Source organism: Sphingomonas sp. EU05-FHT14C10 (assembly GCF_058790595.1).
Genome location: NZ_JBYTEN010000002.1, coordinates 110,922 through 124,785 on the forward strand (window position 1 = coordinate 110,922; position 13,864 = coordinate 124,785).

The 13,864-nt window shown below is 65.9% G+C and carries 15 protein-coding genes, 1 tRNA gene and 1 pseudogene; 12 read left to right on the top strand and 5 right to left on the bottom strand.

The window, feature by feature from the left end:
- The first annotated feature begins 18 nt into the window (after nt 1–18).
- Both AC3WT0_RS03245 and aat read left to right on the top strand, forming a co-directional pair.
- Nucleotides 19–750, top strand: coding sequence for a ParA family protein (locus AC3WT0_RS03245; RefSeq protein ID WP_492751424.1), 732 nt, complete (start codon nt 19–21; stop codon nt 748–750).
- A 99-nt stretch (nt 751–849) separates the two neighbouring features.
- Nucleotides 850–1,575, top strand: a complete 726-nt coding sequence (aat, locus tag AC3WT0_RS03250) for a leucyl/phenylalanyl-tRNA--protein transferase (RefSeq protein ID WP_492751425.1) — start codon at nt 850–852, stop codon at nt 1,573–1,575.
- A gap of 35 nt (nt 1,576–1,610) precedes the next feature.
- On the opposite strand, the pseudogene AC3WT0_RS03255 reads toward aat, so the two are convergent.
- The 4 genes and pseudogenes from AC3WT0_RS03255 to AC3WT0_RS03270 form a co-directional block, all read right to left on the bottom strand.
- Nucleotides 1,611–2,078 (bottom strand): annotated as a pseudogene (locus AC3WT0_RS03255) (DUF2155 domain-containing protein); the annotation flags it as partial.
- Complete coding sequence (locus AC3WT0_RS03260; RefSeq protein WP_492751427.1) at nt 2,075–2,473, bottom strand: NADH:ubiquinone oxidoreductase subunit NDUFA12; 399 nt, start codon at nt 2,471–2,473, stop codon at nt 2,075–2,077. The pseudogene AC3WT0_RS03255 and the gene AC3WT0_RS03260, both read right to left, overlap by 4 nt.
- Nucleotides 2,474–2,547: 74 nt before the next feature.
- On the bottom strand, nt 2,548–3,153 hold the full coding sequence (locus tag AC3WT0_RS03265; protein WP_492751428.1) for a cold-shock protein: 606 nt from the start codon (nt 3,151–3,153) through the stop codon (nt 2,548–2,550).
- Between the two features lie 48 nt (nt 3,154–3,201).
- Complete coding sequence (locus AC3WT0_RS03270; protein WP_492751430.1) at nt 3,202–3,714, bottom strand: regulatory protein RecX; 513 nt, start codon at nt 3,712–3,714, stop codon at nt 3,202–3,204.
- Nucleotides 3,715–3,950: 236 nt separating this feature from the next.
- On the opposite strand from AC3WT0_RS03270, the gene AC3WT0_RS03275 reads away from it, so the two are divergent.
- From AC3WT0_RS03275 to rplL, 10 genes are all read left to right on the top strand, one after another.
- Nucleotides 3,951–5,678, top strand: coding sequence for a fatty acyl-AMP ligase (locus tag AC3WT0_RS03275; RefSeq protein ID WP_492751431.1), 1,728 nt, complete (start codon nt 3,951–3,953; stop codon nt 5,676–5,678).
- An 85-nt stretch (nt 5,679–5,763) separates the two neighbouring features.
- The gene (locus AC3WT0_RS03280; protein ID WP_492751433.1) at nt 5,764–8,112 is read left to right on the top strand and encodes a putative bifunctional diguanylate cyclase/phosphodiesterase; all 2,349 of its coding nucleotides are present in this window, start codon (nt 5,764–5,766) and stop codon (nt 8,110–8,112) included.
- 74 nt (nt 8,113–8,186) lie between these two features.
- Nucleotides 8,187–8,262 (top strand) — tRNA-Trp (locus tag AC3WT0_RS03285).
- Nucleotides 8,263–8,458: 196 nt separating this feature from the next.
- Nucleotides 8,459–8,668 carry a preprotein translocase subunit SecE gene (gene secE / locus AC3WT0_RS03290; protein WP_492751435.1) on the top strand — a complete coding sequence of 70 codons (210 nt, stop codon included), beginning with the start codon at nt 8,459–8,461 and terminating at the stop codon, nt 8,666–8,668.
- A gap of 26 nt (nt 8,669–8,694) precedes the next feature.
- Nucleotides 8,695–9,231, top strand: a complete 537-nt coding sequence (nusG, locus tag AC3WT0_RS03295) for a transcription termination/antitermination protein NusG (RefSeq protein WP_492751437.1) — start codon at nt 8,695–8,697, stop codon at nt 9,229–9,231.
- 78 nt (nt 9,232–9,309) lie between these two features.
- Nucleotides 9,310–9,741, top strand: a complete 432-nt coding sequence (gene rplK, locus AC3WT0_RS03300) for a 50S ribosomal protein L11 (protein ID WP_492751439.1) — start codon at nt 9,310–9,312, stop codon at nt 9,739–9,741.
- 4 nt (nt 9,742–9,745) lie between these two features.
- Complete coding sequence (gene rplA / locus AC3WT0_RS03305; protein WP_492751440.1) at nt 9,746–10,444, top strand: 50S ribosomal protein L1; 699 nt, start codon at nt 9,746–9,748, stop codon at nt 10,442–10,444.
- A gap of 220 nt (nt 10,445–10,664) precedes the next feature.
- Nucleotides 10,665–11,615 carry a cupin domain-containing protein gene (locus AC3WT0_RS03310; protein ID WP_492751442.1) on the top strand — a complete coding sequence of 317 codons (951 nt, stop codon included), beginning with the start codon at nt 10,665–10,667 and terminating at the stop codon, nt 11,613–11,615.
- A gap of 322 nt (nt 11,616–11,937) precedes the next feature.
- The gene (gene rplJ / locus AC3WT0_RS03315; protein ID WP_492751443.1) at nt 11,938–12,453 is read left to right on the top strand and encodes a 50S ribosomal protein L10; all 516 of its coding nucleotides are present in this window, start codon (nt 11,938–11,940) and stop codon (nt 12,451–12,453) included.
- A gap of 40 nt (nt 12,454–12,493) precedes the next feature.
- Complete coding sequence (gene rplL, locus AC3WT0_RS03320) at nt 12,494–12,874, top strand: 50S ribosomal protein L7/L12 (protein ID WP_492751445.1); 381 nt, start codon at nt 12,494–12,496, stop codon at nt 12,872–12,874.
- A 130-nt stretch (nt 12,875–13,004) separates the two neighbouring features.
- Here rplL and AC3WT0_RS03325 read toward each other — a convergent pair whose 3' ends face one another.
- Nucleotides 13,005–13,694, bottom strand: coding sequence for a hypothetical protein (locus tag AC3WT0_RS03325; protein WP_492751446.1), 690 nt, complete (start codon nt 13,692–13,694; stop codon nt 13,005–13,007).
- Nucleotides 13,695–13,864 lie beyond the last annotated feature (170 nt).

Genomic DNA, 13,864 nt, shown 5'->3' on the forward strand with positions numbered 1-13,864 from the left:
CTTATCCATAGCCGGGCCATGGCGACGATCGCGGTCTATAATCTCAAAGGGGGCGTCGGGAAGACGACGCTGGCGGTCAATCTCGCCTGGGCTTCGGCTGTGCTTTCGGCGCGGCGGACGCTGTTGTGGGATCTCGATGCGCAGGGCGGCGCCAGCTTCATCCTCGGCGCCGAGAGCGAGGCGCGCGATGCGGCGCAGGCCGTCTTCTCCAAGGATGTCGATGCAGCGAAGCTGATCCGCGCGACGCGCTGGCCGGGCCTCGACCTGCTCGCCGCCGATTTCTCGCTGCGCGGGCTCGATCGCTTCTTCGCCGATCTCGGCAAGCGCAAGCGGCTGACCAAGCTGATCGAGCAGATCGACAAGAGCTATGACCGGATCATCCTCGACTGCCCGCCGGGGCTGACCGCGACCAGCGAGCAGGTGATGACCGCCGCCGACGTCATCCTCGTCCCCGTCATCCCCTCCCCGCTTTCGCGGCGTGCGCTCGATATGGTGGTGCGCTTCATCGATCGACAGCCGGGGCGGCATGCGCCGATCCTGCCGATTCACATGATGGTCGACCGCAGGCGCGCCCTCCACCGCGCGGGCATCGAGGCCGAGCCCGACTGGCCGGCGATCCCGATGGCAAGCGCGGTCGAGCAGATGGCGGTGCTGCGCGCGCCGCTAGGCGATTTCGCGCCACGGTCACCGGCGGCAGACGCGTTCACGACTCTATGGCGCGGGATCGAACGGCGGCTGGCGAAGGCGTGAGTTGGATCTCGTCGACCAAACACCGTTCAGGCTGAGTCACTCAACCGACGTCCATCACGCCCATTGCGCAGCGCCGCCGCACAAGTCATTCTGCAGGCCGTGAAGCCGATCGATCCCAACATGCTTCTCCGCGCCTATGCGATCGGCGTGTTTCCGATGGCCGATGCGCGCGACGCCGACGACGTCTATTGGGTCGAGCCCAAGATGCGCGGCGTGATGCCGCTGGACGGCTTCCACCTCTCGCGATCGCTGGCCAAGACGTTGCGGTCTGGGCGCTTCACCGTCACCGCCGATCGCGCCTTCGGGCGGGTCGTCGCGGCCTGCGCCGAGGCGACGGCGCACCGGCCGGGGACGTGGATCAATCACCAGATCGAGACGGCCTGCGCGCAGCTTCACCTCAGCGGCCACGCCCATTCGGTCGAATGCTGGAACGGCGACCGGCTGGTCGGCGGGCTATACGGGATCAGCCTGGGCGGCGCCTTTTTCGGCGAAAGCATGTTCAGCCGCGAGACCGATGCGTCGAAAGTCGCGCTCGCCCATCTCGTCGCGCGCTTGAAGATCGGCGGATTCCGCCTGCTCGACTGCCAGTTCATCACCGATCATCTCGCATCGCTGGGCGCGATCGAGATCACGCGCGATGCCTATGTGGCCTTGCTCGACGAGGCGCTGGGGGTAGGCGAAGGCTTGGTGGCCGGGGCACCCTCGGTCGATTTCGGCGCGCTCGACTCGCGCTTCGCACCGCCCGACGACAGCGATCCGACGCTGACCGTGCCGGGGCCGATATCCGGGTGCGTCATCGCGCAGCTTTTGGGCCAGACATCGTAGATCTGGTGCTCGACGACGTTGAGCGACGGCGATTCCTTGTAGAGCCAGCCCGAGAAGACGCGGCGCCACTTGCTGTCGCTGCCCTCGACATCAAGCTGAACGAACGCCCCGGTCAGCTTCTGCTGCTCCCACGGCGCCGTCGTTTCGCAGGCCCGCAGGCGGACGATGGCGTCTCCGACGCGGATCGCCTGGCCGGGCTTCATCGTCAGATCGCGCCACAGGCCGTTGCGCTTGTTGAGCAGGCCGATGACCGCGACACGCTGGTTCATCGGCGTGGTGCCGCGCGACAATTCAGGCTGAGCGCTGCGGCCGGGCGCGGCGCGCGCGGCGGGGGCATCGTCGCCGACCTCGGTCACTTCGGCGGGCGTTGGCTGGGCTTCGGGCGCGACCGGCTGATCGGCGGCAGGCGCGGCGCTGTTGCCGGACTGGAGCGCGCTTGCCCCTTGCCAGCCCGCCAGCCCGACCAGCAGAGCGACGCCGCCGGCGGCGAGCGCTCGTTTCATGCCGCGTCGGGGCTCCACGCCTCATAATCCCCGGTCGCGGCGGCGCGGTGGCCGCCCCGTTCGAGCGCGCCGGCCGGGCGATAGGCCTGCACCGTACCCGTCAGATTCTGCTCGGGTTCCTTTTCCCACGGCCGGATCGGCGGCAGCGTGGCATCGGGGAGACCCTCGATCGTATTGTGGAGCCAACCATGCCATTCGGGCGGCACGCGGCTGGCGTCGTTCGAGCCCTTGTAGATCACCCAGCGGCGCTTGAAGCCGTTCTGGGCCTTGCGCGCCTCATAATAGACGTTGCCGAGCGAATCCTCGCCCACGCGCTCGCCCTTGCGCCACGTGAACAGCGAGGTGCCGAAGGTGGCGCCGTCCCACCAGGTGAAGATGGTTTTCAAGATGCCCATGCGTGGCCGTTTAGCGCCGCAAAACGGCGCTGTCACCCGCGATCAGCAGCGACATGAAAAACGCAGCCCCGCTTTCAGGCGGGGCGTTCGACACTGACGGCGAGCGGGCCTTTCTTTCCCTCGGCTATACGGGCAACCAGCGGCTGATCGGGCTCGACCTCGATGATCCCGGCCCGGCGCAGCGTTTCCATATGGACGAAGATATCCGTCGCCCCTCCAACGCGAACGAGGAAGCCATAGCCCTTGAGCCGGTTGAACCATTTCACCGTCACGGGTTCAGGCGGTCCCGCCGAATCGAGCAGCGCGATCGGGTCTATACGGTCGCGCGGCTGGGTGAGAAGATCGTGGTCCGGCCCGGTGGCGGTGGACAGATCGAAGCTGATGATCCGGCGTGCCTGCAGCCCGCGGTCGCGCTTGGCAGCGAGGCATTCGACCTTGACGCCTTCGGGCAGACTGCGACGCGCATGATCGCGCAGCACCGAGAAATGGATCAATATGTCGCCCGATCCGTCATCGGCCACCATGAAGCCGAATCCGCGCGTGGCATCGAACCATTTGACCGTGCCGGCATAAAGTTCGAGCACTTCGCTTTCATCGAGCGAAACGCGCGATTCATGTCGCGCGGTGTCATCGACACCCGCATCGAGCAGAAAAGACGCAACTGGTCGATCGTGACTCACGCTGGCCCCCCAACGCCATAATTGTGCCAGCATAGCACGGCTTTTTGCTCAATTTGAAACATTGATTTCGGCCCCGTCCCGATCGTCCTGTTCGGGGACACAACCGGGTTCCGAATCAACAATTTGGCGGGCGATGTCGAAGCCATGCCCGGCGCGGATCATGGCCGCGAGCGCGCGTTCGCGCGCCGGGCGATCGGCCGTCTCGCGCGCAAAGGGGCCGATACGGCGGCGGCGGGCGAAATCGAGCGCCGCGCGCAGCGCGCCGGGCGCCGCCGCCGCGCGCGCCTCGGCGATGTCTGATTCGGCGAGTCCCGCCGCGCGCAGCGACGGTGCGATCCGCCGGTCGCCATAGCCGCGACGCTGGAGCGATGCGGCTCGCGCAAGCGCGAATCCGCGATCGTCGACATAGCCGAGCTCGGCGAAGCGCAGGGCGATCGCGGCGGGATCCGGCTCCCCTTCCCCCGCCCAGCCGCGCTCCGCGAGCTTGCGATCGAGATAGGCGCGCAGCCGCGCCTGCGTGGTCGCATAACGGCCGACATAGTGAAGCGCGAGGCGTTGCAACGCCTCCGTATCAAGCGCCGGCCGGGGCTTTCGGGGAGAGGTTCCGCGCACGCGCCACGATTGTGCCACAGTCGCGTCGTTATTTGAACGTCTCGTTCGCGTTAGTTTAAACTTCTGGACAAACGTCGGCGCACGTCGCACCGGTAAATCCAAGGTGCCGCGCAACGAGCAAAGAAGGGCAAGCGGTGCTGGACGCGCTTGAAGCCAAATCGACACTGGGGTCGTACCAAAAAGATATGACGATCATGTTGCCCACGCCGTCTGATGACGGCCTGCCGCGGCGTTACGCGGATTTCGACACGCTTGGCGACGCGCTTGACTATGCGGCACGGGGTGAACGCGGGTTCAACTTCCACGACGCGCGTGGGACGCTGACGCGGCCCTATCCGTTCGCCGAGCTGCGCGCCGACGCGATCCTCGACGCGCAGCGCCTTATCGCGCGTGGAATCAAGCCCGGCGACCGCATCGCGCTGATCGCCGAGACGGGCGCCGATTTCGCGGCGCTGTTCTTCGGCGCGGTCTATGCCGGCGCATGGCCGGTGCCATTGCCCCTGCCCACCTCGTTCGGCGGCGCCGCAGCCTATGTCGACCAGCTCAAGGTACAGCTCGCGAGCTGCGATCCGGTGATGCTGCTCTATCCGGCGGAGCTGGCGCAGATGGCGAGCGACGCGGCCATGCAGGCCGGGGTCGACGGCGTGTCCTACGAGGATTTCGGCGCGCTCGACGCGCCCGAGGCGGCGCTGCCCGCGCAGAATCCCGACGACATCGCCTATCTGCAATATTCGAGCGGATCGACGCGCTTCCCGCACGGCGTGGCCGTGACGCACCGCGCGCTGCTCAACAATCTCGCCGCGCATTCGCACGGCATGGCGGTGGCCGACGGCGACCGCTGCGTCTCCTGGCTGCCCTGGTATCACGATATGGGGCTGGTGGGCTGCATGCTCTCCCCCGTCGCCAATCAGGTGTCGACCGACTATCTGAAGACCGAGGATTTCGCGCGGCGCCCGCTCGCCTGGCTCGACATGATCAGTCGCAATCCGGGCACCACCCTCTCCTATTCGCCGACCTTCGGTTACGACATCTGCGCGCGGCGCATGTCGAGCCAGACGCGCGCGTCGGATCGCTTCGACCTGTCGCGCTGGCGCGTGGCGGGCAATGGCGCGGACATGATCCGCCCCGACGTGATGCAGGCCTTCGTCGATGCCTTTGCCGACGCCGGCTTCAAGGCAACTGCCTTCCTGCCGAGCTACGGGCTGGCCGAGGCGACGCTGGCCGTCTCGATCATGCCGCCGGGCGAAGGCATCGTCGTTGAGCTGGTCGAGGAAACACTGCTTTCGGGCGCCGGCGCCGACACCGATCGCCCGCAGCGCTATCGTTCGATCGTCAATTGCGGCGTCCCCGTGCGCGACATGCTCGTCGAGATCCGCGAGGAAGACGGCACGCCGCTCCCCGAAAAGGCGATCGGCAAGGTCTGGTGCAAGGGCCCGTCGGTCATGGTCGGCTATTTCCGCGACCAGGAGGCGACCGACGCCTGCCTCGTCGACGGTTGGCTCGATACCGGCGACATGGGCTATATGTCGGGCGGCTACATGTACATCGTCGGCCGCGCCAAGGACATGATCATCATCAACGGCCGCAACCACTGGCCGCAGGATATCGAATGGGCGGTCGAGCAGCTACCCGGCTTCAAGGCCGGCGACATCGCCGCCTTCGCGATCACCACGCCGGGCGGCGAGGAAACGCCGGCCGTGCTCGTCCAGTGCCGCACCTCGGACCCCGAGGAGCGCGCGCGGCTGCGCGACCAGATCCGCGACAAGGTGCGTTCGATCACCGGCATGAACTGCGTCGTCGAGCTAGTGCCGCCGCGCACGCTGCCCCGCACCAGCTCAGGCAAGCTCAGCCGGGCCAAGGCGCGCAACCTGTATCTGTCGGGCGAGATCCAGCCTTACGATCTCGCGGCCTGAGCCGCCCCGGGGCCGCCGCCGTTTGTAAACAGGCATTGAGCGCGCCGCTTACGGATCGCTAACCTCCTTCGGATAGAAGGGAGGCGTGAGTAAGCGTCCCTCAGCCAGTTCGAGCGCCCAAGGCATTGGGTGGCGGCCGATTTTCGGTTTCCCCGACCGTGGTGGAACCGACTACAGCCATGTCCGTGCGGCGCAGCTTGCCGCCGTCCAGCAATATGGCCGGACAAGATTGTTCGGCGAGATGCTGGCCGCGACTGTCCTCATCCTCGTGCTTGCCAAGCATGTGCCGCTGCCGACGCTCGGCGCCTGGTTCGCCGTGGCGACGATCGTCTCGCTGCTCGGCGCCGTAACGCGGCTGCGGCGCGACGAACTCAGCGCAAGCACCGCGACGCCGCGCGAGTTGCACGGCGAAACGCTCCACGCCCTCGCGCTCGGTGCGGTCTGGGCGGCCCCGCCCCTGCTTTTCGCAGGCCTTGGCGGGATCGAGGCGCAGCTCGGCCTGTGGACCATCGCCTTCGCGCTGATGGCGGGCACCGCGCTGCTGCTGTCACCATTGCCGCTCGGCACGATCATCTTCCTGTCGCTCGTCGGCGGGTCAAGCGCCTGGACAATGTTCAGCATGGGGATGCCGAGCATGGGCATTGCCGGGCTGGCGCTGACCTTCATGCTGATCGCCGCAACGATCGCCAATGGCCGCGCCTTCATCGCGCACCGATCGGCCGAGCGTGCGCTGGCCGAAAAGGATGAGGTCGTCAGCCTGCTGCTCCGCGAGTTCGAGGATGGCGACGCCGACTGGCTGTGGCAGATCGATGCATCAAAGAGCCTGACGCATGTCTCCCCGCGTCTCGCCTTCGCGCTGGGTGAGGAAGCGATGGCGCTCGAAGGCCGGCCGTTCCTCCAGATGCTCGCCGGCGACAGCTGGGAAACGGGCAATTTCTCCGCCCCGCTCCGCAGTTTCGCCGAGAAGCTGAAGAAGCGCGAGGCGTTCAGCGACATCATCCTGCCGGTGACGATCGGCGGCGAGACGCGCTGGTGGGAAATGTCGGCAAGCCCGCGCTACGACGATCGCGGCAGCTTCCTCGGCTTCCGCGGCGTCGGATCGGACGTGACCGCCGAGCGCCACTCGGCCGACAAGATCAACCGCATGGCGCGTTTCGATACGCTGACCGGCCTGCCCAACCGCCTGCAGGTGACCGAGGCGCTGGGATCGGCGATGGCCGACGCCGATAAATGGCGCACGCGCTGCGCCTTCATGATGATCGACCTCGATCGCTTCAAGGCGGTGAACGATACGCTTGGCCACCCCGTGGGCGACCGGCTGCTGAGCCGGGTGTCCGAACGCCTGCGCTCGCTGATGTCGGACAATGAGCTGTGCGGACGGCTGGGCGGCGACGAATTCGGCGTGGTGGTGCGCGATGCGTCTGACAGCGGCCGGCTCGAAAGGCTGGCACGGCGGATCATCGAGGAATTGTCGCGCCCCTATGAGGTCGACACGCACACGCTTTATATCGGCGCCAGCGTCGGCACCGCGATCGGCCCGCGCGACGGACGCTCGGTCGAGACGCTGATCCGCTCCGCCGACCTCGCACTCTATCGCTCGAAGGACGCCGGCGGCGGCACCTACCATGCCTATGAGCCGCAGCTTCATGTCCATGCCGAGGAACGGCGCGTGCTCGAAATCGCGCTGCGCAAGGCGCTCGAGCGCGGCGAGCTCTATCTCAACTACCAGCCCGTCGTCTCGGCCGAGGGCGGTTCTGTCGAGAGCTTCGAGGCGCTGCTGCGCTGGCACAATCCCGAACTGGGCAATGTCTCGCCCGCCAAGTTCGTGCCGGTGGCGGAGGAAGCGCGGTTGATCGCGCCGATTGGCGAATGGGTGCTGCGCACCGCCTGCCAGGAAGCGATGAGCTGGCCCTCGCAGGTGCGGATCGCGGTCAACGTCTCGGCAGACCAGCTTGCGGACCCCAATTTCGTATCCTGCGTGATTTCAGCGCTGTCGCACAGCGGCCTCCCTGCTCACCGGCTGGAGATCGAGGTGACCGAAAGCGTGTTCATGCGTGAAGGCACGGTGGCGGTTCAGGTACTCCAGCAGCTGATCGACCTTGGCGTCAGGCTGTCGCTCGACGATTTCGGCACCGGCTATTCGTCGCTCGGCTATCTGAGCCGCACCAAATTCTCGACGATCAAGGTCGATCGCAGCTTCGTGCAGGGCGCGTCGCGCAACGTGCCGGAAAATATCGCGATCATCCGCGCAGTGGTGGCGCTGGCCGACAGCCTGGGGATGGCGACGACGGCCGAGGGCGTGGAGACCGAGGAAGAGCTGACTATGATCCGCCGCCTGGGCTGCCGCAAGGTGCAGGGCTATCTGTTCGGCCGCCCGATGCCTGCCGAGGACGCGCGCGCGTTATTCAACCCCGGACGATCGGCGGTCGCCTGATTTTCGGTTAAGCGCAGAGGACGGGCCTTGCGCCTTCGCTTCGCTGCCGCTAAGTCGCCGGCTCTCCGCACCGGAGGAGTGTAGCTCAGTTGGTAGAGCATCGGTCTCCAAAACCGAGGGCCGTGGGTTCGAGTCCCTCCACTCCTGCCATGCTTCAAGCAAGATTGCGGAAAGCGACATAGGCGAAAACAGCAGCGGCCGGCTTATATCCGGCCCTTGCGCGCCTATATCTAAAGTCATATAGGGCGCGGATTCGGAAAATCGGTCTTCGTCGCACCGGTCCCAAGGAACGGACAGGGCGGCTTTGACCCCGATTTCCGGCGTTTGACGAGCAAGGACGACTGTCGTGGCTAAGGCGAACTTCATCAGCAACATCCCGCAATTCATCAATCAGGTGAAGGCGGAGACCGCGAAGGTCGTGTGGCCCACCGGCCGCGAGACGATGATGACCACCCTGATGGTGATCATCATGACGACCGTGCTGGGGCTGTTCTTCTTCGGCGTCGATCACTTCTACAGCATGATCGTGCGCTCGCTGCTGTCGCTCGCCGCCTGATCGATCGAAAGGTAGAACCGGACCCAATGTCCCGCTGGTACATCATCCACGCCTATTCGGGCTTCGAGAACAAGGTCCGCGATTCGATCGTGACCGAGGCCACGCGCCTTGGCCTCGACGCGCTGGTCGATTCGGTCGAAGTGCCCACTGAGACCGTGACCGAAGTCCGCCGCGGCAAGAAGGTGCAGTCGGAGCGGAAGTTCTTCCCCGGCTACGTCCTCGCCAAGCTCGAGATGAACGACGACGTCTATCACCTGGTGAAGAACACGCCGAAGGTGACGGGCTTCCTCGGTTCGTCGGGCAAGCCCCAGCCGATCACCGAGGCCGAGGCCGCGCGCATCCTGAACACCAAGGAAGAAGCCGCCGCCGCGCCGAAGCACAAGATCAAGGTCGATTACGAGATCGGCGATTCGGTCAAGGTGCTGGACGGCCCGTTCGCCAGTTTCAACGGCGTGGTCGAGGAACTGGATTTCGACCGCAGCCGCGTGAAGGTGTCGGTGTCGATCTTCGGTCGTGCCACCCCGGTCGAGCTGGAGTTCGAGCAGGTCGAACGTTCCAAGTAATTCCGGTTCGCAACCGGATGTCCCGCGGGAGGCAGCTTGCTGCCGTCAGAACCGCTAAACTTGAAAGAGAGTGAGTAGATGGCCAAGAAAATTACCGGCTATATCAAGCTGCAGGTGCCGGCCGGCGCCGCCAACCCGTCGCCCCCGATCGGCCCTGCCCTGGGTCAGCGCGGCGTCAACATCATGGAATTCTGCAAGGCGTTCAACGCCGCGACCGGCGACCTTGAAAAGGGTGCGCCGATCCCGACCGTGATCACCGTCTATGCGGACCGCAGCTTCTCGTTCGAGACGAAGACCCCGCCTGCCACCTTCCTCATCAAGAAGGCGATCAACCTGAAGTCGGGCTCGAAGGAGCCAGGCAAGACGGTTGCCGGCAAGATCAAGCGCTCGCAGCTCGCCGAGATCGCCCAGGTCAAGATGAAGGACCTGAACGCGAACGACATCGACGCCGCGACGAAGATCATCGAAGGCAGCGCCCGCGCGATGGGCCTCGAAGTGGTGGAGGGCTGAACCAATGGCATTCGTGAGCAAGAAGGCGAAGAAGCTCGCCACGACCATCGACCGTGAGAAGCTGCACGGCGTCGACGAGGCGATCGCGCTGGTGAAGGCCAATGCCACGTCGAAGTTCGACGAGACCGTCGAGGTCGCGCTGAACCTGGGCGTCGATCCCCGCCACGCCGACCAGATGGTCCGCGGCGTCGTCACCCTGCCCAAGGGCACCGGCAAGACCGTTCGCGTCGGCGTGTTCGCCCGCGGCGCGAAGGCCGAGGAAGCGACTGCGGCGGGCGCCGACGTCGTGGGTGCCGAGGATCTCCTGGAGATCGTCCAGGGCGGCAAGATCGAGTTCGATCGCTGCATCGCGACCCCGGACATGATGGGCCTCGTCGGCCGCCTCGGCAAGGTGCTGGGCCCCAAGGGCCTGATGCCGAACCCGAAGCTGGGCACTGTGACGATGAACGTCGCCGAGGCCGTCAAGGCCGCCAAGGGCGGTCAGGTCGAATACCGCGTCGAGAAGGCCGGCATCATCCATTCGGGCATCGGCAAGGCGTCGTTCCCGGCGGAAGACCTGCGCGCCAACTTCGACGCGCTGGTCGATGCCGTGATCAAGGCGAAGCCGACGGGCGCCAAGGGCAAATATGTCCGCAAGGTCGCCCTGAGCTCGTCGATGGGCCCGGGCATCAAGGTCGACACGGCCGAGGTCGCTGGCGCCTGATCGGCACTACGACCGCAAGGAAATGAGGGGTCGGAGCGCAAGCTCCGGCCCCTTTTTCTTGCCCCGCCAAGCCTGCATATCAATTGTATGCAATATCATTGATTGCATACATATCTTGTGCAATGGTCCGCGCCGACGTCGCTGCCGTCACGCGGGGAGTCGGAAAACAGGACGCCAAGACGCGCCAGCAAGGCCAGCCAAAGCACGGGAGAGAGAAGCCATGAAGGGGATCGTCAGTCTATGCGCCGTCGCGGCGGCGCTCAGCGCCGCCTGCCCGGCATCCGCGCAGTTTCTTGGCAAGGAAGACATGCCGGTGACCGCGCCCAAGGTCGCCGAAGAATATTGGTCGGCCAAGCCCGCCAAGCCGACGCCCTATGTCGCGCCCAACAAGGTCCACTGGAAGCTGTCCGAGATACTGGCCGCGCACCGCGGACAGAGCGACTGGGTGCAGCCGATCATCCGCAATCGCGAGCAGGACGCCGACTATATCTCGCTCGGCACCGGTAAGAAGACCAAGCCGAAATTCTACGCCGACGACCGCGTCGTATGGATCGTGCAGGACGGTGTGATGAAAGTGACGATCGAGGGCGTCGAGCCCTTCGTCGCCACCAAGGGCTTCATGGTCAGCGTTCCCTTCCGTCATGTCTATTCGATCGAGACGGTAGGCGACAAACCCTCGCTGCGCTTCGAGGTCCGCCAGGCGGGATCACCGCCACTCTTTCCTTCGACAGTGGCGCCCGATCCCTTCCCTGGCCGCACCTATGTGAAGGTCACCGGGTCGCCCGGGCCGGCCAAGGACCGCGACAGCAACCCCACCTATGTCGACTTCTTCAAGGAAGTGGCGAAGGGCGACCAGACCTATAGCGGCAAGTTCGTGTGGGACGATCATTTCACGTCCAACATCCTGCGCGGCAAGGGCGCGGCGGTGCCCCCGGCAACCAACAAGGGCCATTTCCACGTCGACTGGACCGAGTTCTGGTTCATCATGGAAGGCAAGATCGGCTACCAGATCGAGGGCTTCCCCTATTTCGTCGCCGACGCGGGCGATATCGTGACCGCGGCACAGGGCCGCTGGCACCGCGCAGGCAACGACCCAAGCGCACCGATGTCGACCCGCATCCCCTTCAACCCGCGCCCGGTGATCCTCCACAATTTCGAGCCGGCGCACTGAGTTCCCCCCGAGGAGCGGATCCAGATCCGGTTCCGCTCCTCCTCGCCCCCGAAAACTTGACTTCCCCGCGCATCCCGCTATGAGCGCCCGCTTGCCGGATGGGCTTTGTCCGCCCGGCATTCCGTCCGAGACAGCGGGTGGAGGGAATATGCCCTCCTTAATCTCCCGCCTAGACGGGGAAAGTTTCCTGAGGCGGCGGCATGACCGTGCGCCTCCTGACAGGCTGACAAGCCTCCGATCATCGGGGCCGTCGGTCGAGCCTTCCCCACGGACATAAAGTACCCCTCGGCGGATGTCCCGCCGGGGCAACGTGGAGAATGGCATGGATCGAGCTCAAAAGTCCGAGCTGGTTTCCGAGCTGAACAGCACCTTCTCCGAGGTCGGCGTGGTGGTCGTCACCCGCAACCTCGGTCTCACCGTCGCGCAGTCGACGGCACTGAGGACGAAGATGCGCGAGGCCGGTGCCAGCTACAAGGTGGCCAAGAATCGACTCGCCAAGATCGCGATTGAGGGCACGCCCTATGCCGGGATCGGTGACATGCTCACCGGCCCGACTGCCATCGCCGCGTCCACCGATCCGGTGGCCGCTGCAAAGGTGGTCGTCGAGTTCGCCAAATCGAACGACAAGTTCGAGATCGTCGGCGGCTCGATGGGGGATACCGTCCTCGACGTGAACGGCGTGAAGGCGCTCGCCTCGCTGCCGTCGCTCGACGAACTGCGCGCCAAGATTGTGGGCCTCGTTCAGGCGCCCGCAACCAAGGTCGTCCAGGTCGTGCAGGCGCCGGCTGGCCAGCTTGCACGCATCTTTGGCGCTTATGCCGCCAAGGACGCTGCCTGATTTTTATCTGACAACCCCGATTTGATCTGGAGAATTTACAATGGCTGATCTCAACAAGCTCGTCGACGAACTGTCGTCGCTGACCGTCATCGAAGCCGCCGACCTCGCCAAGCTGCTCGAAGAGAAGTGGGGCGTTTCGGCTGCTGCTGCCGTCGCCGTCGCCGCTCCGGCCGGTGGCGCGGGCGCCGGTGCCCCGGCTGCCGAAGAGAAGACCGACTTCGACGTGATCCTCACCGGCGACGGTGGCAAGAAGATCAACGTCATCAAGGAAGTCCGCGCGATCACCGGCCTGGGCCTGACCGAGGCGAAGGCCCTGGTCGAGTCGGCTCCGAAGGCGATCAAGGAAGGCGTCAACAAGGACGAGGCCGAGAAGCTCAAGAAGCAGCTCGAGGAAGCCGGCGCGACCGTCGAACTCAAGTAAGCCTCCGCTGCTTGGCCCTGCCCCGGCCTCGCCGGGACGGGACGAAAGAAAGGGCGGCTCCCGCTATGGGGGCCGCCCTTTTCCGTTTCAGGCCTCTCCCTTTCTGGCGGAGCGAGCGCCCCTGCCCGGCTCAGGCATCCTCGAGGACGCGCGGCTTCCTTGCAGGCCGACTGCGCTTAAGGTGCGCGAACAGCGGATCGTCGCTGATCGCCGGCCCTTCTCGCTTTTCGCTGAACAGCGGATCGACGGGCTTGGAAGCAACCGTGCGACGCTCGTGGAACAGCGGATCGACCGGGCGCTCGATGCTATCGGCGCGGCGGCGCTTGAACAGCGGGTCGGCCGCGCATGCCGTCGGGGCGACAATCATCGGCGGTTCGACATTTTCAGCCGTATCGCGGCGGCGACGCGCGAACAGGAAGGCGACCAGCCCCGCAAGGACAACCAGCACGGCACCCATCGCGATCGCGGTCATGCCCTGCGCATTGTTCGCGACCGGCGCGGGCGACTGAGCCGCGACAGGCGGCGCCAGCGGTTCCGCGGCCACGGCCGGCGCCGGCGCCGGCGCAACGACAGGCGGCGGCTCGAGGGCGACCGGGGCAGCCGCCGGCACGGCAGGGGCGACAGGCGCCGCCGCGCGGCGGATCGGCGTGCTGCGCGCCGTCGGCTTCGACGCGGGCCTGACATCCGTGAAGGCGATCGGCGGCGGCGCGACGCGCTCGACGCTTTCCGTCGGCGGCGCAGGCGGGGTGGCCTGCATCACCGGTTCGGCGGGCGTGGCCACTGGTGGCGCTACGACCATGGGGGCCGTGGGCGCCGCCATGACAGGCGCCGTTGCCGGCGCAGGAATATCCTGCGCAAACAAAGCGGTGGAAGGAAGCGCGGTGGCCGCAAGCAACACGGCGACGACGCGGTGGGCGGGTTTCTTGTGCTTCGTCATAACGAGACAAGAATGGCCGCCCGGCTATTTCGGGCGCAGCGAAGGCCGGATTC